This is a genomic window from Pantoea sp. MBD-2R, from assembly GCF_039134845.1.
In the GTDB taxonomy this organism is placed as follows: domain Bacteria; phylum Pseudomonadota; class Gammaproteobacteria; order Enterobacterales; family Enterobacteriaceae; genus Erwinia.
Map to the genome: position 1 here is coordinate 442,331 of NZ_CP152417.1, position 21,605 is coordinate 463,935.

General features: G+C 46.3%; 20 protein-coding genes. 4 read left to right on the forward strand and 16 right to left on the reverse strand.

All coding sequences use genetic code 11. The features are described from left to right. Positions 1 to 129: 129 nt before the first annotated feature. Positions 130 to 1,434, reverse strand: coding sequence for an MFS transporter (locus AAGQ96_RS01810; protein ID WP_168199664.1), 1,305 nt, complete (start codon positions 1,432 to 1,434; stop codon positions 130 to 132). A 535-nt stretch (positions 1,435 to 1,969) separates the two neighbouring features. Between AAGQ96_RS01810 and treF the strand changes: the two genes are divergently transcribed. Together treF and AAGQ96_RS01820 are read left to right on the forward strand one after the other, a co-directional pair. Continuing rightward, entirely contained in the window at positions 1,970 to 3,595 is a 1,626-nt protein-coding gene (gene treF, locus AAGQ96_RS01815; protein ID WP_254446337.1) for an alpha,alpha-trehalase TreF, read from the forward strand. A 161-nt stretch (positions 3,596 to 3,756) separates the two neighbouring features. Beyond that, positions 3,757 to 4,794 (forward strand): Gfo/Idh/MocA family oxidoreductase, encoded by a 1,038-nt coding sequence (locus AAGQ96_RS01820; RefSeq protein ID WP_147194219.1) that lies wholly within the window; start codon positions 3,757 to 3,759, stop codon positions 4,792 to 4,794. A gap of 4 nt (positions 4,795 to 4,798) precedes the next feature. Here the strand turns inward: AAGQ96_RS01820 and AAGQ96_RS01825 are convergent, their stop codons facing one another. Beyond that, positions 4,799 to 5,203: a helix-turn-helix domain-containing protein gene (locus tag AAGQ96_RS01825; protein WP_254446294.1), complete on the reverse strand. Its 405-nt coding sequence runs from the start codon at positions 5,201 to 5,203 to the stop codon at positions 4,799 to 4,801. 118 nt (positions 5,204 to 5,321) lie between these two features. Between AAGQ96_RS01825 and AAGQ96_RS01830 the strand changes: the two genes are divergently transcribed. Both AAGQ96_RS01830 and AAGQ96_RS01835 read left to right on the forward strand, forming a co-directional pair. Further along, on the forward strand, positions 5,322 to 6,179 hold the full coding sequence (locus AAGQ96_RS01830) for an SDR family oxidoreductase (RefSeq protein ID WP_342754683.1): 858 nt from the start codon (positions 5,322 to 5,324) through the stop codon (positions 6,177 to 6,179). Between the two features lie 488 nt (positions 6,180 to 6,667). Next, on the forward strand, positions 6,668 to 7,252 hold the full coding sequence (locus tag AAGQ96_RS01835; protein WP_147194223.1) for a YceI family protein: 585 nt from the start codon (positions 6,668 to 6,670) through the stop codon (positions 7,250 to 7,252). On the opposite strand, the gene AAGQ96_RS01840 is transcribed toward AAGQ96_RS01835, so the two are convergent. The 14 genes from AAGQ96_RS01840 to AAGQ96_RS01905 all read right to left on the reverse strand — a co-directional run bounded on the left by AAGQ96_RS01840 (position 7,240) and on the right by AAGQ96_RS01905 (position 20,398). Continuing rightward, positions 7,240 to 7,392, reverse strand: coding sequence for a hypothetical protein (locus AAGQ96_RS01840; RefSeq protein ID WP_168199579.1), 153 nt, complete (start codon positions 7,390 to 7,392; stop codon positions 7,240 to 7,242). The genes AAGQ96_RS01835 and AAGQ96_RS01840 overlap by 13 nt on opposite strands. A 119-nt stretch (positions 7,393 to 7,511) precedes the next feature. Then, positions 7,512 to 7,883, reverse strand: coding sequence for a hypothetical protein (locus AAGQ96_RS01845; RefSeq protein WP_342754684.1), 372 nt, complete (start codon positions 7,881 to 7,883; stop codon positions 7,512 to 7,514). Positions 7,884 to 7,896: 13 nt separating this feature from the next. Beyond that, positions 7,897 to 8,316: a translesion error-prone DNA polymerase V autoproteolytic subunit gene (gene umuD, locus AAGQ96_RS01850; RefSeq protein WP_147194227.1), complete on the reverse strand. Its 420-nt coding sequence runs from the start codon at positions 8,314 to 8,316 to the stop codon at positions 7,897 to 7,899. A 403-nt stretch (positions 8,317 to 8,719) separates the two neighbouring features. Next, positions 8,720 to 9,148, reverse strand: coding sequence for a DcrB-related protein (locus tag AAGQ96_RS01855; RefSeq protein WP_147194229.1), 429 nt, complete (start codon positions 9,146 to 9,148; stop codon positions 8,720 to 8,722). 17 nt (positions 9,149 to 9,165) lie between these two features. Then, positions 9,166 to 10,194, reverse strand: a complete 1,029-nt coding sequence (locus AAGQ96_RS01860; RefSeq protein ID WP_342754685.1) for a fimbrial protein — start codon at positions 10,192 to 10,194, stop codon at positions 9,166 to 9,168. Positions 10,195 to 10,198: 4 nt separating this feature from the next. Further along, positions 10,199 to 12,805, reverse strand: coding sequence for a fimbria/pilus outer membrane usher protein (locus AAGQ96_RS01865; protein WP_342754686.1), 2,607 nt, complete (start codon positions 12,803 to 12,805; stop codon positions 10,199 to 10,201). A 39-nt stretch (positions 12,806 to 12,844) separates the two neighbouring features. Next, on the reverse strand, positions 12,845 to 13,576 hold the full coding sequence (locus tag AAGQ96_RS01870) for a fimbria/pilus periplasmic chaperone (RefSeq protein ID WP_147194234.1): 732 nt from the start codon (positions 13,574 to 13,576) through the stop codon (positions 12,845 to 12,847). Positions 13,577 to 13,630: 54 nt separating this feature from the next. Next, positions 13,631 to 14,179: a fimbrial protein gene (locus AAGQ96_RS01875; RefSeq protein ID WP_147194236.1), complete on the reverse strand. Its 549-nt coding sequence runs from the start codon at positions 14,177 to 14,179 to the stop codon at positions 13,631 to 13,633. Positions 14,180 to 14,297: 118 nt separating this feature from the next. Beyond that, on the reverse strand, positions 14,298 to 14,549 hold the full coding sequence (locus tag AAGQ96_RS01880; RefSeq protein WP_147194239.1) for a hypothetical protein: 252 nt from the start codon (positions 14,547 to 14,549) through the stop codon (positions 14,298 to 14,300). A gap of 15 nt (positions 14,550 to 14,564) precedes the next feature. Then, positions 14,565 to 14,879, reverse strand: a complete 315-nt coding sequence (locus tag AAGQ96_RS01885; RefSeq protein WP_147194241.1) for a hypothetical protein — start codon at positions 14,877 to 14,879, stop codon at positions 14,565 to 14,567. Between the two features lie 96 nt (positions 14,880 to 14,975). Further along, entirely contained in the window at positions 14,976 to 17,108 is a 2,133-nt protein-coding gene (locus tag AAGQ96_RS01890) for a peptidase domain-containing ABC transporter (protein WP_342754687.1), read from the reverse strand. A 24-nt stretch (positions 17,109 to 17,132) separates the two neighbouring features. Continuing rightward, positions 17,133 to 18,395: an HlyD family efflux transporter periplasmic adaptor subunit gene (locus tag AAGQ96_RS01895; protein WP_342754688.1), complete on the reverse strand. Its 1,263-nt coding sequence runs from the start codon at positions 18,393 to 18,395 to the stop codon at positions 17,133 to 17,135. A gap of 21 nt (positions 18,396 to 18,416) precedes the next feature. Then, a complete protein-coding gene (locus AAGQ96_RS01900) occupies positions 18,417 to 19,733 on the reverse strand; it encodes a TolC family outer membrane protein (RefSeq protein ID WP_147194247.1) in 1,317 nt (438 codons plus the stop codon). 2 nt (positions 19,734 to 19,735) lie between these two features. Then, positions 19,736 to 20,398, reverse strand: coding sequence for a LuxR C-terminal-related transcriptional regulator (locus AAGQ96_RS01905; RefSeq protein WP_342754690.1), 663 nt, complete (start codon positions 20,396 to 20,398; stop codon positions 19,736 to 19,738). Between the last annotated feature and the right edge of the window lie 1,207 nt (positions 20,399 to 21,605).

Genomic DNA, 21,605 nt, shown 5'->3' on the forward strand with positions numbered 1-21,605 from the left:
GGCTATTTTTCCCGATCCGGCTGTAAATTGGCAGGTTTTTTCTGGCAATATTGGCTTTCAGGTTACCTCATCCTGTTGAGATAAAAGAAGTGACTTATTACGGGCGGAGATCGCTCTCCGCCCGCAAAACTAGCGAACTTTTTTCACCAGCACGGGGATTTGGCGTAGCTTATTCGCCAGCACCAGCCCGGCAAGCAGCATCACGGCAATGAAGGCCGACACGCCCGCCCAGCCGTAGCCGTGCCAGAATACGCCACCCAGCGTACCGGCGACGCTGGAGCCAAGGTAATAGAAGAAGAGATAGAGCGACGAAGCCTGGCCGCGAGCGCGACGGGCACGATGCCCAACCCAGCTGCTGGCGACCGAATGCGCGGCAAAGAACCCTGCGGCAAACAGCATCAGACCAGGCAGGACCAGCAGCAGTGAGGTGAACTGCGTGGCAACGAGGCCTGTTAACATCATGATCAGTGACCCCATTAGCACGACGCCACGGCCATAGCGCGCCGTCATAACGCCCGCCCGGGGTGAGCTGTAAGTCCCGGTAAGATAAACCACAGACAGTAACCCGACTACCGTTTGGCTCAGCGAAAAAGGCGCAGATAAAAAGCGATAGCTGACATAGTTAAAAAGGGTGACGAAGCTGCCCATCAGAATAAAGCCGACCAGGAACAGCATTGGCAGTCCCATATCGCGCCACTGGAACATAAAATTCACTAATAGCTTATGAGGACGAAGCGAGCTGGCGCGGAAATGTTGCGAAGGCGGAAGCAAACGGAAAAACAGCGCGGCGGCGGCCAGCGCAAACAGGCCAACCACAAACAGCGAAACATTCCAGGAAAAATGATCCGCCAGCATGCCGGTAGAGAGCCGTCCGATCAATCCGCCAATTGAGTTACCGCTGATATACAGCCCCATCGAAAAAGAGAGAAAGCCGGGATGCAGCTCTTCACTAAGCCAGGTCATGGCCACCGCCGCCACGCCGCTCAGCGCCAGCCCGGTCAGTGCGCGCATTGCCAGCACGCCTTCCCAACTGCTCATGGTCGCACAAATCAGCGTAAAGAAGGCCGCCAGCAACAGCGAAACTGACATCACCGATTTGCGACCAATCGCATCCGACAGCGGACCGGTAACCAGCAGGCCCAGCGCCATCATCGCGGTCGTCACGGAAAGAGAGAGGCTGCTTTGCGCCGGGGTGAGATGAAAGCTTTGCGAGAACACGGGGAGGATTGGCTGCACACAGTAAAGTACGGCAAAAGTGGACAATCCGGCGCAGAACAACGCCAGCGTAGCGTGGATGAACCGGCGGGTTCCACGCGTAATATAGGTTTTATTTATCGGTGCGGTATTATCAACGGGAGAAAGTAAACTGTCATCTTCTTCAGAAAGACTTTCCGAGTGCAACGCTGCGGATTTATTTACTACGGGTGCCACAATAATTCCTTAGTTAAGATTTATGAGTCTGGTTTGCTATCAGATAAACTTATATATGCCGGATGTAACGCGGGCTGAGCCACGTTTTGGCCCGATTAGTATTCGACTGTTTAAATATAATGTAAATGGGAAATCTGAATATTTTTACATGACTTTTCATCATAACCCTTTTCATTTTGGTAATGCCGCTATTTTGAACGGCTAAGGCTCACTTTACGCGGATCGTGGCTGATTTTGCGTAGAGAAAGCGGGCGCTGCACATCGGCAGCCTGCTTCGTTTACGGTGTTTTTGCATCAATTTTACCCTGACCGCTGAGCAGCTCAGGGCGAAATTAACGGACTGAAGCGATAAGAGGAAAATAGGTTCGTTAGCGATGCTGTTTATTTCTCGTAATATTATCTCATCAGTGGTAATAAAATGAACAATTTGCAGGATGAGACGACAGTACTATACTGATCACTTGTTTATGAAAATATACCGAGCGAGATTGTCAATCATCGGCCTCAGGAGGTTTTTATCACTTTTAATCATAATGACCTGCAAGTTGACAATAATCAGACGGAATATGACGCCTTTTATCACGACTATGAGGCGGGTCCGGACGCCGCGGTTGAGCCTCAACCGGAACCCATCCGTGGTTTGCCTGCACCAGACATTCTGACACCGTCTGACCGTTACCAGGAACTGTTCGAAGCCGTACAGTCTTCACGCATCTTCACCGACAGTAAAACGTTCGCCGATTGTGCGCCGAAAATCGAGCCGGAGAGGATCCTCTACCGCTATTTTATTCAGCGTGAACGCGAGGATTTTGATCTGCTGGCTTTCGTGCTGGAGCATTTTGATCTCCCGAAAGTTAACGACAGCCGCTACGTCTCCGATCCGGAAAAAAGTATGGGCGAGCATATCGACTCGCTGTGGCCGGTTCTGACGCGTAAGCCAGAAAAAAGCGCTGAGTTCTCGTCTCTGCTGCCGCTGCCTGAACCTTACATTGTGCCCGGCGGTCGCTTTGGCGAAACCTACTACTGGGACTCTTATTTCAGCATGTTGGGCTTCGCCGCAGGCGGGCAGAACGATCTTCTGCGCCACATGGCGGACAACTTTGCGTGGATGATCGACACCTATGGCCATATTCCAAACGGCAACCGGACTTACTATCTCAGCCGCTCTCAGCCGCCGGTGTTTGCATTAATGGTTGAGCTGTTTGAAAAAGATGGCGTTAGCCAGGCGCACCGGTATTTGAAGCAGCTGAAAAAGGAATATGCGTTCTGGATGGACGGTGCTGAGTCGCTGCTGCCTGGCGAAGCTTATCGTCATGCCGTCATGTTATCGGATGGCTCGGTGTTAAATCGCTATTGGGACGATCGGGACACGCCGCGTGACGAATCCTGGCTTGAAGACGTGGAAACCGCGAAAAATTCGGCACGTCCTTCCAGCGAGGTTTACCGCGATTTGCGCGCAGGTGCCGCATCGGGCTGGGATTTCTCCTCACGCTGGTTAAGCGAAGCGGGCCGGCTGGAAAGTATTCAGACGACCAGTATCGTGCCAATCGATTTAAACGCGTTTCTTTATAAGCTTGAAACGACGATTGCACGGCTGTCGGCCAGTAAAAACGACCCTGAAACTGCCGAGCTGTTTCAACAGAAAGCGATGCGGCGCCGCGAAACGGTGAATAAATATCTGTGGGATGCGCAGGCGGGCTTCTACCGTGATTACAACTGGCGGGAGCGTGAGAAAGGGGCGTTTTCAGCAGCTTCTGTGACGCCGCTGTATGTTGGTATGGCAAGTCTGGAACAGGCCACTTCCTCGGCAAACGCGATTCGTACGCATCTGCTTGCGCCGGGCGGCGTATTGTCCACGGTTGAAGAAACCGGTGAGCAGTGGGATAAACCCAACGGCTGGGCGCCGGTGCAATGGATGGCGATCAAAGGCCTGAATAACTACGGCGAGGAGCTGCTGGCGAAAGAGATTGCCACCCGCTGGCTACAGGTGACGGGCGCAACTTATCACCGCCACCACAAGATGGTGGAGAAGTATAACGTTGCCGGACGCGCACCGGTTCTGGCAGGAGGCGGGGAATATCCTCTACAGGATGGCTTTGGCTGGACGAACGGCGTTACGCGTCGCCTGCTTACGATGTATCCGGATGCCGCGCCTCAGCGCTAGGCTTGTGTTCCCCGCGCTTTAAGTTTATTAGCAGTCTGAAGGCCTTCATCATGAAGGCCTTTTTTGTTTGCTGCGAAAAAGCGTGATGCGATGTCAGTAATGAAAATTATGTGCCATACCTATAACAAATGAAAAATAGCAATCATCAGGTGAGGCAAACAATGAAGATAGGATTAGTAGGCTACGGCACCGGCGGAAAGAATTTTCACGCACCTTTTATCAACGCCGCTAAAGGTCTGGAGCTGGCAGGCATCGTTGCGCGTGCGCCCGCCACGATTGAGCGTGTCAAAGCCGACTTTCCGGATGTTCCGATTTATGCCAGCCTCACTGAACTCCTGGCCGCCGGTGTGGATATCGTTACCATTTCCACACCGCCGCAAACCCGCCGCGAGCTGGTGCTGGAGGCGATTGAGGCCGGCGTGGCCGTAATAGCCGACAAGCCGTTTGCGCCAGATGCTAAAACCGGGCGCGAGCTGGCGGCGGCGGCCAAAGCCAAAGGGGTTATTTTAGGGGTTTATCACAATCGCCGTTTTGATGCGGATATCCAAACACTACGTCAGCTTCTTGAGCAACAGCGGGTCGGCAAGCTCTGGCGGCTACACAACCGGATGGATCTTGACGATCCGGACACGCTCGAAAGCGGTGAAATGGGGGGCCTGCTGCGCGATATGGGCAGCCATCTGGTGGATCAGGCGGTCTGGCTGCTGGGGCCGGTAAAATCCGTTTTTGCACAAACCGATCTGATCGCGCGTCCGGAAGGCCCAACCGATGCCAGCTTTGTGATCACGCTCGTCCATACCAGCGGCGTACATTCGCATATCTCGTCAAGCAAGCTGAATCACCTTTCCGCCCGAGATTTACGGATTTATGGCGACAAGGGCAGCTATGTTGCAAAGGGCACCGACGTGCAGGCACAGGCGATTTTTGCCGGTAAACGTCCGGCTGACGATCCGGCCGGATGGGGCTACGAACAACCGGAACACTGGGGAACGCTATATACGGCGGGCAGCGCCGAGAAGATCCCGTCCGCGCAGGGGAGCTATCATGCCTATTACGAGGCGTTTGCCGCGGCGGTTCGCGAAAATGGCGAACCGCCCGTAACGACCGAACAGGCGATACGCACGCTGGAAGTGCTGGATGCCGCGTTGCTCAGTGCAAAGGAAGGACGGCTGGTGGTGATTGACCCGTCAAATAACTGACGCTTTATTCGCCAATGGGGGCGGAAAAATCGCGGCGATGTTCCATTATCTGGAACAGATTCATTTCAATCCAGTCGGCCAGGCCCACGACCTGTCCCCGGATTTCATGGCCCAGCGGCGAAAGACGATATTCCACGTGCGGTGGGACGACTTCATAAGCGATACGCTCGACGAAGCCATCTTCTTCCATAAAACGTAGCGTCTGGGCCAGCATTCTTTCACTGACGCCGCCGATTTTGCGGCGCAGCTCGCCAAAGCGCAGCGTATCGTCCTGCAAGGCCAATAGCACCAGCACACTCCAGCGGCTGGTCAAACGCTTCAGGATATCCCGTGAAGGGCAGTTGGTATTAAGCAGTTCACCCCGGCGAAATTTTTCGCTCAGCGAACAGGCTGATGAGATTTTTTCCACACTAACATTCCTGTAAGTACTTACTTTTAGTTAGTGTATGACATAGGCTGGTCGGGTCAAAGCAATTTCTCCGGCGCTGCCGGTGAACCGTTTTTTATTGAGCTACAAGGAGAGCATCATGATTGCTGTTACTGGCGCGACTGGCCAACTGGGCCAACAAGTGATTAAAGCTTTACTGAAAAAAGTCCCCGCGGGAGAAATTATTGCAGCCGTCCGGACCCCGGAAAACGCCACCGACCTGACTGCGCTGGGCGTGCAGGTTCGTCAGGCGGATTACACTCGGCCTGATACCTTACTGAATGCTTTTACTGGCGTTGAAAAGGTGCTGCTGATCTCCTCCAACGAAATCGGCTCGCGTGAAGTGCAGCACAAAGCGGTCATTGCTGCGGCTAAAGAGGCGGGCGTGAAGCTGCTGGCCTACACCAGCCTGCTGCATGCGGACAGCAGCAGCATGGGGCTGGGTGGCGAACATCGTGCAACGGAACAGGCTTTAATCGCCTCCGGAGTCCCTTATGCCATTCTGCGTAACGGCTGGTATACCGAAAACTATGCGGCCAGTATCGCGCCAGCTGTGGCGCATGGCGCTTTTATTGGCGCAGCGGGCGAAGGAAAAATTGCGTCGGCGAGCCGTCAGGATTATGCCGAAGCGGCTGCCGTTGTACTGACCCGCCAGGATGTGGCTGGCAAAACGTTTGAACTGGCAGGCGACGAGGCTTATACGCTCGCGCAGTTCACCGCTGAAATTGCCAAAGCGAGCGGCAAAGCGATCCAGTACATTGATCTGCCGGAAGCAGAGTTTGCCGCCGCGCTGAAAGGCGCAGGCCTGCCGCATGCGCTGGCGGAGATGCTGGCTGACTCTGATGCCAATGCGGCGAAGGGCGCGCTGTTTGATGACAGCCATACTCTGAGCAAGCTAACGGGTCATCCGGTTACACCATGGCAGGATGTGGTCAGGGCATTTGTTGCTCAGGCTTAAATATTTTACGGGAGAGACTGTCTCTCCCGCTGTTTCCCTTCCGGCGTTTTTAACCATCCTCAAAGCAGCATCGCCATCACGATAATCGCCGCTGCCACAAAGACACGGCCTCTCTTTCCTGGGATTCAGGTCATAAAAGAAGAGAGAAACTGCCCGGAAAAAATGGTCCCCGATAAATACGCCAGATTTTTACCACGCAACGCTAGCGGGCTTTGTTCCACCACCGATGATTTATCAGCCAGCGGGTAAAAAACATAAAAATTATTAAGCATTTTATTCGAAACAACAGAAGAGGAACGACGCGCTTTGACCTGGCTATGTCTTACCGCCGTAGCGCGACTTTATTCGGCCTGTAAAGCGGTTAAGCAGGCAATTTGATGAGACTTGTCTAATCTTTTTGACAGACCTGGTCAAATATCTTCACTATCGGCCCGGCGACTTATCTTGCACTATCATCGACACACTTTGTGAAAATAAGGGCAAATCGCATGTCATTAATTAAAAAAATTACCTTACCGCTATTAATCAGTTCCGCCCTCTATTCGCAGTTTTCTGCGGCAGCGGTAGAAACCTATGCCATGGATCCGGGCCATACTTCAGTTGTCGTTTCCTGGAACCACTTTGGTTTTTCTCATCCAACGGCGGACTTGTCTAACGTCACCGGCAACATTGATTACGACGCCAGCAGCGTGGGCAAATCCAAAGTCGACGTTTCTATTCCGGTTGGCACGATTGACACACACGTCGATGCACTGACCAGCGAATTTAAAGGCGCGGAATATTTCGATACCACCAAGTACCCTACGGCGACCTTTAAAAGTACCAAAGTCGTTAGCACCGGCAGCAACAAACTGGACGTGCACGGCGATCTGACCATCAAGGGCATCACCAGGCCGGTGGTGTTGCATGCTGTGCTGAACAAGCAAGGTATGCATCCGATGGTGAAAAAGCAGGCGATTGGCTTTGATGCAACAGGCACCATCAAACGTTCTGACTTCAAGCTGGATAAATATGTCCCTTCCGTTGGCGATGACGTGAAGCTGACCATTTCTACCGAAGCTTACGCGAAATAATTTCGGCAGAAGCGCCCGGCCAGTGGTCGGGCGTTGTTCTTGTCTGTCTTTGCCGCTAAACCAGCTGACGGAAAAGGATGGCTTCCTGAACTTTGCGCCATCAAAAAAACCGCTGCTAAACGTTGCTGTTCGCAGGCCATCCCAACCCCTGGCCGCGCAGAATGGAAATTTGAGTGTACCGCGCAGGAGCGAGTAAAACCGGTATTACATGCTGATAGCGATGGGGTTAGCAAACAATCCAGGTTCGGGATTTGAACGATCAACGCTGCGTGGCGGGCCGAAAAGTCGGTACCACTTCATGGATTGCAACGCCAATAATAGTAACTTCTTTTAATTCTTCACCGGTAATGACTCTTCCCTGTTCGGTGACAATATGTTCAGGGCTACGTCGAACGCGCGCCCATTCACAACGACCGGCGATATCAATCAGAACACGACTACCCGCCACGGCCGGACGGTAACGATCGATAATGCACAGGCTGCCGTTGCAGGCGCTGAGGTAGCAGTCCTGGTTGGTCGGCACCAAATCCTGTAGCTTGCTGAACAGAAACTTCACCTGATGGCTGGAGGAAGAGAGAGTGCGATCGACCTCGCCAGTCTGGCAGGGCTTGTAAACCCGATTCTTTAACATATCCACTCTCCGGTTATTCCATCGCTTTGATGGTAAAGGTGACGACGCCAAAAATTTCCAGCTGCTCTTCCGCCTGTAGAATAATCGGCACCCAGGCATCGTTCATCGGCAGCAGTCGCACATCCGGGCGCAGCTGGAGTTTTTTGACGGTAAATTCACCGTTGATGGCGGCGACTACGATATCGCCCTGATCGGCTGTCAGGCTCTTATCGACCACCAGCAAATCGCCGTCATCAATACCAGCATCTTTCATTGAATCGCCGCTGACGCGAATGTAATAGGTGCTCTCAGGCCGCTGGATGAGCAGCTCGTTTAAATCCAGCCGCTGCTCGACATAGTCCTGGGCTGAAAAGGGCGAGCCGCAGGGAACACGTGCCAAAAAAAGGGGCAGCTGCACCAGTGCCTGAACCTCAGGAGGTCGAAGAAAATTCATGGGGTTATCTCGTAAGATGACTGTATATAAATACAGTATTATCTTTTGCAGTCAGCAATCAAGCCCGATAGCGTTTTTTTTCGTTGCCAGGCAAGTTGTGACGCTAACCGATGACACAAACAGACGCGCCAGAAGCGAGCCAGCGATAGATTTCAGCATTTATCTGAAAAAAACGTTGTCAGTGAATCGGCAAAAAATTGACGAAGCGGTAACAATTGCCAGGGGAGAGTAGAGTCACAACGATTCATTTCCGCTCGTCGTCTTATTCAGGGTCATTGAGAATATTCACCAGAGCATCTCTGATCGCGGCACTGCTGGATTTTCCATCTACTTAAGAGTAATGAAAAGTTTTTACAACAGGGTAAGCAGGCGCGGGGATTGACCGCGCCTAAACTTAAGTACCTTACTGCCGGGTAAAGTCGCTAACGCTGGTGAGGATTCTGTCACGCATCAGATTATAATTTTGCTCACTTGGACAGGTTGCGGCGAAAAGCATCAGCTCGCCGGGACGGACTTGTGCCAGCGCCGTGAATTGCCACAGTGGCGTGGTTTGATTCATAAAGGTAAAACCCAGCGCATGTGCTTCGGTAAAACCAGCATGAGCAGGGAGTGTCTCCTCATTGAGCAATTTGAAACCCGGCAGCCCGCCGTTAAGCTTCTGCATCTGTCCCGCCAGATAGTCAGCGAAAGTACTTCCCTGCGCATATTTATCGCGGTTGATGGTGATATTGCTCCCATCAGGGAAAGCAATAATATTCACGGTGTGAAATGCCGCATCCTGTGGCAGAGTAAACGTGCCCTCTGGGCAGGAAAAATTCATCAAATTAGACATAGTTGGTTCCTTTATTATTATTCATAACTAATTGTGTAGATAACAATGGATTGGAAATCCCCTGGTGAAAGACTGCTCTTTAGCGCGTAATAGCCAGCTCGAAGTGGGATAGAAACGGTAGAAAAACCACTCCCAAATTCTGCAAACTTAAATTTTTCACCAAGCGTAACCGGCAGCCAATTGCTACCATCCTGACGGAAAATCTGTGCCGCGATTTCGTCAGAAACTTCACCGGTCGACAGATCTTTGAAAGAGAAAATACCTTCTTTTTCCAGACCAGTAATGCCTTGTCCGGTAAGGCTCATATAAATACCTAACGTGCTCCAGAGGCTGGAGTTGCAGGTCAAATCAACATTGAAATCGTGATTGAAGCCTTCAACCTGACCCTGTGCGGAAACCTGGCTGATATCCAGCGAAGGAAGGGAAAATGTATAGTTTCCATCGCCGGTAACTTCGCAGGTTTGCGTCGTAAAGGTGAGTTTGGCGGTATTCTTCATATTGAACTGGAGACTACCCTCGCCGACTGAACCTATATCAAAAACGCGTATCTGTGAGCTTTTAGGGCTTAAAGTCGTATTCTCGCCTGTTTTGACCAGTTCTATTAAAATATCTTGTTCAAAATTAAGATAGGTATCCGTGCTAAGGCCTGCAACATAGGGAATAGCTGTGCTAATACCCAGATCGAAGCGACGTGCGGTATAATTTCTGTCGCCATTAACGGTGACAAAAATCGTTAAGCCGCTGTTACTTCCCAGGGCATTAGACAGGTTTTTGGTGTTGATATAGACATTTTCTTCTTCCCAGAAATTTCCCGTCACCTTTTTTGCGCACCATAGGGACAAATGCATGGTTTTACTGTAAAGCACGGTGCCGATGGGCATGTCGGTCTGAATCTGATTTGGGATCAGATTAAAGTCAAGCGCTGTTGTATCCTGATAGCCACTGGCAAAATCACAATTCAGTTCTGCCCAGGCTTGGGAGCAGGTTGTCATCAGCAGGATCAACGCACACCGGCGGATAAACGTTAAGGTTTGGTATACATTCATTGTCTCAATCCCTGAGCAGTGTTGCAGTATTTTTACTGCCGATAAGACCTGCTACTGCCGTTATGGCTGTTGAAGTCTGGGGAATCGTATCATGTGACAGCGGCTGGCAAACCCGGCTCAGCCGGTCAAAGCTCTGTTGGGAGCGAGCGCCAGAGCCTTCCAGACTGACGTCGAAACTACAGCCGGGTATGTCCTTGGCACCCCAATGTACCGTCAGACGTTGTTTATCTTCTGCCAGGCGTACATAAATCTGCCCGCCTTGCGCGACGACCCCGATGTCATCACCGCTTTCATTGGTCACTGAGGCACCAAAAGGCAGCGTATCGCCATCTGGCAGGCTGGCACGGATCAGCACCATGCGGCCTCGCTGTGTCGGGTAAGTGATTTTGACAATAGCGCCCTGATGCGGAGCTATTTGCTGGCTGGTACTCTGTAGCTCGACATCATAAGGCAAGCCCTTGGGGTTAAGGGAGACACGGTTGATTCGATAAGGATTCAGATAAGGCACTATCGCCTGACCGCGACTATCAAGTACAACACCGGTATACCCTTCCACGCTTGCCCCGCCCGCGTCTTTCGCAGACACGATAGCTATGGTGTTGAGGTTGCTATAAGGACTCAGGACAATGCCATCGCTGTAACCAACAATACTTCCACTTGCACCACCAGAAAATGCATAATAGTTCTTGCCGCTGGAGTAGCTGCCATTCAGCGTGGTCTGAGGCAAAAGCGTGGAGCCGCTGATGTTACCTGAATAATTATTGTTATAGTCTCTGCCTGCCGTTGCGTTGTAATTAAATTGATCGCGTTCGCCAGCAAGACCGCTAAGTCCAAGCTGGGTGCTCAAGCCGTTTTTATCGAACGTGGTATAGTTGTTAACACTGGAAGCATGTTTTCCTGAGCTTAATGGCAGGGTAAAATTCAGCAAGTACTGGGTTTCTGACCCGCTATTAGTAATGTTTTTATTAACCGATAAACCATAGCTAATTGAATTATAATGGTTATTATAGCCGAGCTGGTATTGCGTATTGGTTTTATCTTTATTCCAATAATTTTCGCGATAGCCACTGATATAAAGTTGTCCCCAATCTTCACTGAGGTTTTGTGACAGCGTTAATGAGACGCGGCTTTTAGGCCGGTTCATATCATTGAATGACCAGGATTTATCATTTCTTTCAAGTTTATTTTGAAGGTAAACTGTATTATATAAATCCAGATAACCAGATGATGAAAAACGATAGGTCGCCAGTGAAACACTGCTGCCGGTAGCAGCAAGAAATTTGCTATAGCTGGCTCTTAAGCTCGCACCATTATGGGTTTCATTTTTGTAATTAAAACGTGTACCTGTAACATCTAAAGCAAAAGCACCCATGCTTGTGCCCAGGGCAGATCCTGCCACAGCAGAACTCCAATGCTCGGTACCGGTTATACCGGTATAGGCAGTAATGAGATTATTAATACCCTGTTTGTAGGTCGCCTGGGCAATATAAGGTTGGCTGGCGATAGTAAAATTACGTAGCTGCCCTATTACCAGATTGTAATTATGTTGTCCCGGGCGCAATAGTTGAGCCAGAGAAGCATAGGGTACGGAGAAAGAAGATTGGGTTCCATCAGACTCTGTAACCGTTACCTCTAAGTCTCCGCCGTAGCCGGTAGGATAAAGATCGTTGATTGAAAACTCGCCGGGCGGAACCGTAGTTTCATGAATAATTTTGTCACGCTGCCGTATAGTGACTCTGGCATTAGATTTAGCTATTCCCCTTACAACCGGTGCATATCCACGCAGTGAATCAGGCAGCATTTGATCGGCTGTAGCCAGCTGTAAACCCCTAAAGGAGAACGTGTCGAAAATTTCACCAGAAGTGTTTGCATCACCCAGCAAAAGACGAGAACTTAACGGCACGATATCCCGCTGAATATTTGTGCTGAAAACATTATAATGGCTACCGTTAGTGTCGTTCCAACGTAATGCGCCAGAGTGGCGAAGCAGCCATGGCCCTAAATTAATGCCACTGCGAAAATCACCATAGAAAGATTGGGTTGTCTGTTTACCATTGTGCTGTTCAAAATAATTGGTGTTGTAGTTCGCAAACAGGCCATTTTCACCATAGGACCACATTGAAGGCGGCACATAGCCTCTCGCCTGCTGATTGATGTGGGCCTGAGGAACAGATAAATTTAGTCGCATAGTCGACAAGTTTAATTCGGCGCTGGAGTTTGATACGAGCTGAGAAAAGGGAATGCATTGCGACAAGTTTTTCAGGCGAGCAATATCCTCTTCAGAGAAAGTGGTTAGCTTAATCCTGCTCAATTCAATAAGTGACAGGCTGCCGCAGACAGCTGACCTTCCTCCAACATCACTTACAACTATCCGATTACGACCAATTAATTTTCCGTTAAGATAGATATCTGGGGTGTATTCACCTGGCTGGACTTTGTACTCACCGTAAAATCGAGAAACATCAACGCTCTGTCCGGTAGTATTGTTAATAAAGTCAGGGTTAAATTTAATTTCAGCCAGAGCGTAAGATTGTTGTAATGACAAAAAAGCAAAGGCGGCACTAGTTAGTATTTTTATTTTCGATAAGGTGAATTTTTCGCTGGACAGCATGCCTTTATCCTTCATCCCTGATGAGATAATTTAAATTCTTTAATTAAACTTCTTTTTTACCTTTGCGCCATAATCGTTAATGTAACTAATTACAGTAGTGTATCCTTCACCTGACGCAATTTCTTTCGTAACATATGATTCACTGGAGAAAGGTGGAATCATTTTTCCTTCTAACGAGGTTACTGTCTTTTCGCCACGTAAAATATCAACGGATGATATCGTAATATATAAAGGTGAGTTGTTTTGAATATTTATTTTTTTCCGTTTTTCATCTGGGTAGGTAACAAGGAGCATTTCTACAGCTTCATTTGAAGTCGTACCTTTGATAGCGTTCGGGCGGAAAAAAAGCTTAATCCGACTGCGGAATGCCATCTGCATTTCATTGCCGCTTTTATTCTCCGATGCAGGCGGGATATCCAGGTTATTAAACCAAAAAACACTCTCCCTGTCTGCTGGTAACGATTTTCCTGTATACGAAATCCTCAGGCTCTGACCCTGAGAGGGTTCGATGCGAGAAACAGGCGGAAGAATGATAAAAGGCACATCCATCTGCTTAATTTTGGCATTAGTATTTCCATCATCGATCCATGACTGGACAAGTGCGGGTTTGGTCCCTTTGTTTTCAAGAGAAACAACTATTTCCTTCTCATTTTCAGGATATATAATCCGGGTGCTATGAATTATAACATTTGCGTAAACACTGTTAGCAAAAAAAGAAAGTAAAAGCAGAGAAAAAAGAGGGAGTGTGTTTTTTGTTTTTGATGTTGACATGAATTATCCTTAATAAAATCGGGGGTGCCCCCCCGATTTTCATTTACGGGGTTTTTATTCGTAATCTACAGAATAAGTTACCGCAGTAGTCAGATCGCCAGGGGTAGAAGCGCCAGTTGCATAGTACTGTGCCTGATAAGTCATGCTCGCTGCACCTGAAGCCAGTGCAGTTGCTGCATTACTACGCTGGGAATCGCTACCAGCACTCAGAGCAACATCGCTGTCATTAAGCAGCTGTACCTGAACATTTTGAGCTGCTGAATCACCGGTAGCAGCGTTATTCAGACGACCAGTAGCTGAATCCACATTAGCACCTGATTCGAAATAGGCACGTACATTACCTGTGGCAGGCGTACAGTCGGTCATTTTAATGACGAAGCTGGTTGCGCCAGCTACTTCACCGGATTTAGCCAAATTAGCGGTAGAAAGGGTAGGCAGAGTAATAGTTGCATCACCGTTCGCACTGTCATCAACTTTTACAGAACAGGTAGAAGCAGTCAGTTTACCATTAATGGTAATGGTGCCTGCTGGTGCGGCTGAAGTAGCAAATGCAGCGAAACCCATACCCGAAATCAGTACTGATGCAATAAGTGTCTTTTTCATTTTAAAATCCTTAATAATTTCATATTTTACAATATTACTTGATAAGAGCTGGAGGGAATCCAGAACTTAGTCCTTTTTTACAGATGACATTGACTGGTTATTAATCAGTCATAGGTCATCACTTTCGGGTCATTAAACCGAAAACTCCGTTAAGTCCAGCTGAGAAGATAGTAGCGGCAATAACCAGCGCGCCGACAACAACTTTCCCGAACTTATCACCCTGGCCGATGGCCGGAGATACAACAGTCGATGGGCTGGTCCAGTCCTTGTTATTTTCAGAAGAATCACTCCCCTTAAAATAATCCAGGATATCGCTGGTTAAACTTCCGCCTGCAACCACTTCCATTTCATTTTTATGAATATTACGCATTTATTAACCTGGATTTTATTTAGGTAAATTATTAGAGTAGTCGAGGAAGTATTCAGTATTGGTATTAAACAATTCCAGTGTCTTATCCCAATCATTAACCAAGCCATAAAGGGCACCCTGAAGGCTATAGGCTATGCCACCAACGATTACACCAACGCCGGCCGCAATAATCCCGGCGCCTAATACACCACCCGTGTTACCTCCAGCTATGCCACCTTTAATAACACCGGTCCCCAAACCCATAACTGTCCCAAGCGCGGCAGCTCCGATAGAACTAAAAAAACCTGCACCTGATACTTCATTGATTTCAAATGTGTTTAACTGACGCATTAAATTTCCCTTTTAATTTGTTTGTGATTCAGAACTAACCTGTTCCGTGGAAGTAATAATAGCTTGAAATTGAAACGCACAACAATAGTATAAAATCTATTTTTTCGGGAAAAGCGTTTCTTTTTCTAACTGTTTAATTTCACCTTTTTCAAGATAAATAATCCTGTCGGCACTCATAATAGTCTCTGGGCGGTGTGCAATAATAATTCGGGTAACGTTCATTTGAGAAATTGCACTGTTGATTGCTGATTCTCTGGCGACATCCAAATGGCTGGTTGCTTCATCCAGTACCAGTAATTGCGGCTGACGATAAAGCGCTCGAGCCAGTAATACGCGCTGAATTTGTCCGCCGGATAATGACGAGCCCATATCACCCACCAGACTGTTATATCCCATTGGCATGGCAACTATATCTTCATGGATTCGGGCTAGTTTTGCGACTTCCATGGCCCTTTCTTCATGGTAAACGGTATCAAAGAAACAAATGTTATCCATAATAGAACCAGCAAAAAGTATATCGTCCTGCATTACGCTACCTATGCGATCGCGATAATATTTCATTCCCAATTTGGTAATATCAATGCCATTGATACAAAGCTCACCCGACTCAGGGCGAAGTAAGCCCAATAAAAGTTTGGCTAGTGTCGTTTTACCCTGGCCTGAAGGACCAACAATAGCCACGGATTCACCAGGTTGAATGGTAAAACTGGTGTCATTCAAAATATAAGGTTCTGATTCAGAGTACCTGAACTTAATATTTTTAATTTCAACACCGCAAGGTGACCCATCTTCTTGAAATTTAACCTGGTTTGCGGTGTTCTCTTCGGTTTCAGTCAGAACGATATCCGCCAGACGTTCACCGTGTAAGCGTAACATAGTAAAGTCAATGACGGCGTCGACCAGGCCAGTCATGCGCGAGATAAATTGATCCGAAAAGCTAATAAAGGCTACTAACATCCCACCGCTGAAATTACCTTCCAGCACCTGTATCGCCGCCAGCCATATCAAGGCAATGCGGCTAATCCCTGAAGTCAGACCCTGCAGAACGGTGAAAAAAATTGACAAACGCTGGATCTGAATGCCTTTATTCGTTACCTGAACTAATTCACTGGCATAGCTTGATACACGAATCTCTTCCTTATTATTCAGTTTAACAGCCTGCATGCCTCTGATCGATTCAAGCAACTGTGACTGCGCTTTTGCTGAAGCGATAAGCTGATCTTCATTTGCCTGGCGGAAAGGACGAAATGAGATTGCCCTTAACAAGGTGTACACAGCAACAGTCGCTAAGACGATATAGGTTAACGTCACGTTATAGCTGAACAGAACAAACAGCGTGATCACAGCCATTGCACCATCAAGGATGGTACTGATGAAACGTGTAGTTAGCGTATTCTGTATTGTTGAAATAGAACCAAATCGGGAAACAATGTCACCAATATGCCTTTCCTGAAACCAGGTCATCGGCAATCCCAGAAGATGGGTACAGACATTAGTTGACCACTGTATACTTAGCAGGCTCGAAAACCATGTCGTTACCCATGAACGAAGTGCCGATATAGCCGTTTGCAGCAAGATGACGCAGATAAAGGCAATGCCCAGTAGCGTTAAGAGATCGCGGTCCGCTGACACCAGTACCTGATCCATAACCCACTGCATATAGAAAGGTGACAAAAGTCCAAACACTTCCAGGGCGACAGATAGCACCATTATTTGCACAAAAGCAGAACCAATTCCGGAAACATTGGAAAACAATTTCAGCATGGATAGCTGCGTTTTTTCCTGCTTCTGCTCAAAATTACAGTTGGGATAAAGTTCTAACGCTACGCCCGTGAAAGAAGAGGATACCTCATCCAGAGGAATCTCACATTTGCCACGAGCCGGATCGTGCAAGGTTATCTTATTCTTCGATACGCTTTTTAACACAACGAAGTGATTCATATCCCAGTGCAGTATGCAAGGAAGCTGTAACTTATTAAGTTCGTTCAGCTCAAGGCGTAATGCACGCCCGGACAAGCCCATATTATTGGCTGTTTGCATAACATCTGCCAGCGTCGCACCTTTTAATGACGTAGCATGTGAACGACGAAGCGTGATCATATCGGTTTTATAGCCATAATAACCCGCAATCATACCTACGCAGGTGAGGCCACATTCAGCTGCCTGAGTCTGGTGCAACACAGGCAGTTTTTTACGCCAGGAAAATTGTAAGTCTTTAAAGTTTTTCATTATTAGCGAAACCCGTAAAATTAATCAAATAGACGTCTGACGACCCAAAGCATAAAGAGGCTCAAGTACCCATTCATACAAATGGCGTTTGTCTATAATAAAATCGGCCTCTACTGCACCGCCCGGCTGCAATTTGATCTCATTGCTATAGGCACTGATAACTTGTTTATCCAGATTTACCCGCACTTGATAAAATGACTCCTGGACCTGTTGAGTTGCACCAGTCAGCTGGGTGATTTCCTGAGGGGAAAGTGATACGCGAGATATTTCTGCGACGGACCCAAATTGCTGCCCAAATTTTTGGTAAGGGTAAGCCTGAAATCGAAGTACAACACGCTGACCAGTTTTAATAAATCCAATTGCTCTACTGGATACCATAATGCGGGCGACAAGATCGCCATTCTGAGGCAATAAAGAAGCTACAGATTGGCCGGCATTAACAATTTGTCCTGGCTTAACTAAAACAGAACCAATAATGGCATCTTCCGGAGCCAGAAGTTTTACGGCCCGGCGTGATTCATTTTCCATCCATGATTGTTTCACGCTGGAAAGCTGTCGCTCTATTTCATTTTTTTTATTACGCGTGTTAACAGGCTGTTCCCTTATTTGCTGTTGCGTTTGAGTAAGCTGTTGCTGTATATCAATACGCTGTCTGTTAACTTCTAAAAGGCGAGACTCAGCATCCAGTAAAGCCGATTGTTGTTGCTCGACCTGACTATTCGATGCGAATCCCTTTTCACGCATCAATTGAAATTTATCAACCTGTTTTCTGGCAAGATTAACCTGCGAAAGGCGTTGTGAACGCATTTGAGCAAGCTGATTTAGCTGCTGTTCCAGCATTTTTTTCTTGTCACTGAGCCCCCGCATGGTTTCTTCATCCAGGGTTTGCAGATTTTTTAGTTCATTTTCCAGACCTGCAGATTGACGCGAAAGCTGCTCAGCAATCATGACGCGAGTCTGACCATATTGTGTGGCAATTTCTGACGAAATCGTAGCGAGAGGTTCACCTTTTTTTACGATCTGGCCTGTTACCATATTCAAATCAGTGATTGTACCGTTGTTTACCGACATTATATTCATCACGCCATTAACAGGTAACAACGTTCCCGTTGCCGTTTCACGTTTGGTATAGCTTCCAAAGAAGCAAAACAGCACGACAATGAGCGTAACAATGACGACCAAAGAAATGTGAATCCATCTGTAAGGGGGGCAATAGAGTGCAACTTTTCCTACTGCTTTGGAGCGATTAGCCTCTAATGCTTCATCCCTGAATAGCTTATTACTCATATAAGTTCCATTAGATAGTTTTTAATTACAGGTGTAATCATGCAACGTCGAATAATCTAAATCTCCTGTTGAAGATGCAAGACTGATTTTTTGCTGCACAAAATTATTTTCTGCTTCATTTAAGTCCTGCAAGGACTTGAACAGTTCTTTCTCCGCATTAAACTCATCTACCAGAGTTCGTAAGCCAACTTCCTTCCCGTAGACTGTTGAATCAAGTTTCTTTTTTGCAGATAACGTTGAACGCTGATAAGCATAAATTTTTTCAAGGTTATTATTTACCCCATACCAGGCAACCTGTGTATCCTGTGCAACTTTTCGCTGGGCATCATGCATTAATTCTTGTGCCTGATTACGCCGGCTTGCCGCTTCAAAGCTCTGAGAAAGATATCTTCCACCTGCAAATATGGGTACCGAAACATTGATACCTACATAAGTATTTCTGGTTTTGGATGTACTTCCAAAAAGAACGTCAAGTCCATTCTCGTTTTCGGCACGACTCCAGTTAGCGCCATAGTTAGCCTGCAGAGTGACCACGGGTAGATGTGCCGCGGTAGCGCTAATTACATCCGATTTTGATTCTTCAAGCCGATGCAACGCAGCAACAATATTCAGGTTTTTTTGTTTAGAACGGGCAACGGTCTCTTTTAGCGATCTTTTAACAGGATGAAAGAGACATTGCATATTTGTTTCTTTTATCTCATCCGCAGCCAGGCCTGTTAACCGGTTAAAATCAATGTTGGCATGGTTTAGTTCGTTTTCAGCAGAAATCATCTCTGCTCTGGAACGATCAAAACTAGCTGCAGCTTCATCAACATCTAACTGGGTACCATCACCAATTTGCATGGCTCGTTTTGCTTTCTCTAACTGAATTTCATACGCTTTTACCTCTTGCTGCAGCGTTGCCAACTGCTTACGTGAAAAAATAACAGTAAACCAGGATTTACTGACATCTTGTATTAATTTTTGCTGAGAAAGTAAAAAGTTTGCATCAGCCAGGTCAGCCGTAGCATCGGCTCTTTTCCATGCGGCAAAACGCGAAATATCGAATATTGGCTGAGCGACATTTACACTGTAGTTATGCCTTTTTATACCAGCAGCATATGAAGCACCTGGCTGGTCCTGTTTATAATATGTTCCTGTTAAAGTAACTTCAGGTAGTAACCCTGCAAAGCCTTGATATCTTTTTTGGCCTTCAGCATCATGCAAATTAGCTGCGGCCCGGTACTCGGTGTCATAAGTACTGGCAGCTAAAATAGATTGCTGTAGTGTAATTGCATGAACGTTCGAAACAAAAAAAATTGCTGGAACAGTGAGTAAAGAAAATTTCCATATTTTCATATTTATAACATTCCATTCATATAAGCATACTTCAGCAGTTCAGCATTAGTCTTGATGTCTAATTTTTTCATGACATTCTGTTTTTGCGTAGCAATTGTACTAATCGCTCTGTTTTTCTTTGCTGCAATGTCGGAAAGAGAATACCCTTGCGTAACCAGGAAAAAAACTTCCCATTCTTTAGACGTGAGTGAGTTTTTCCCCTGATCATCGGTTGATTCGCGTAGTATTTTCTGAATCGACTTCGAAATAAATGGTTGTGTACTCTCTGATGTTAAATGGTGAATTGCTTTCTGAAACTCTCCCATATCATCTTGAGTACCGATAAGCGCATTAAATTTTCTATTAATTATTTGCTTAATAACTGCCCTGTTTTTTATTTGCACAAAAACCAATATCTTGACATTGTTCTTAGTGCATAAATTCTGAAAAAACAATAGCTCACTTGTTGTGCAGTTTTTGTAGAGAAAATTATAATCAGTAAATATTATATCAACTTCCCCATTGCTAATTTTTTTGATGAGCTCCTGGTGCTGGGCATGAGAAGTTACAGATATAGCATCTGGTTCAACTTTTTTCTTTATATACTCACAAATTGCATTATCAAAAATGACAAAGTCATAGTAAATAACAACGTTTACAATTTTTTTTACATCTTCCATATGCATTATTTCTCCTGGTACTTTATACTACATAAGTAAAGCTTACCTTTTGAATATTCTAAGGTTTAAAATTAAATATTACTTATGTTTTTTTTCGATACACATTCGTTCATTAGCAAGTAGCGGCTCTCTATTAAAATAAAAGGTAATTTTAACGCGTTGAACAACCCAACATTCTCATCCAATTTTATCAAAAGGCATGAGGCGGCCGTTCATCTTATAGATGAATTTATATTTTTTTAAATGGAAAGTAATGAATTTTTTTAATCGAGTACCTCCTCATTATAAGCTCATTTTGTATCAGAAATCATTCTTTCATCTATAAGCGGGATTGGCAATAGCAGACTTAAATTTGCTTACGAGAAATTTACGCCATAAAAATTTCATTATTGGCTGTTTGTATAAGTTTTAGGATATTTTTGGAGTTTCTTTCTTATTCATAGGGTTAAAAGACGTTGTGGAGTACATTTAGAAATTATCTGAATCTTATGTTATTGTTTTTTATGTGTTTTAATTTTTTCCTGTAAGGGGTAAGCGCCACTAAGTGTTAACATATAAGGTAATAAAACAGAGTCTTTTTATTTATTTTTTCCTGTGTAAATTTCTGGTTAGGCAGGGTGGTAGGGAGTACCTTATGTACTCAAATGTATTTGTCTGGTTTTACATTAATGCTATCCAAAAGTTTACTAAAAATTTCCTAAATGTTTATCTAAAGTGATGTGTGAGCGCCATTCAAGAATTCCAACTTCCTTTTTCTCATTGAAGTTATTAACCTGTCAAGCATTGTAGTAATAAAAAGAATAATTATTTTAAGAAAGAGTATAACATTTAATGCAAACTGACTATAAGAATGTTTCTTCAAGATGAGGAAAATCGTCATGAAAATGGCATACTATTGAAGTTTTTCTTACATGGGAGGATCTCTAACCTTTTTTTAAGATGATTTAGAAAGGATTGTTAATTTTTTGTTCTTATCTTGCAACAAAGAACATAAAATAAATATCTTGCTTTAGTTAGCTCAGATCCTGGTCGTTTTAGACTGTTATACAGATATCACGATGGAGAAGTTTATGGAGTCAACTTATCACGGAATGATTTTATTTTATCCGGATGCATACAGCAATAGCATGCCTGTCGCGTTATTGGGCATTTGTCACTGATATCTGGCAAGGCGGGAAATTTCTGATTCAGGCTCGTTTTATAATCAATGAAT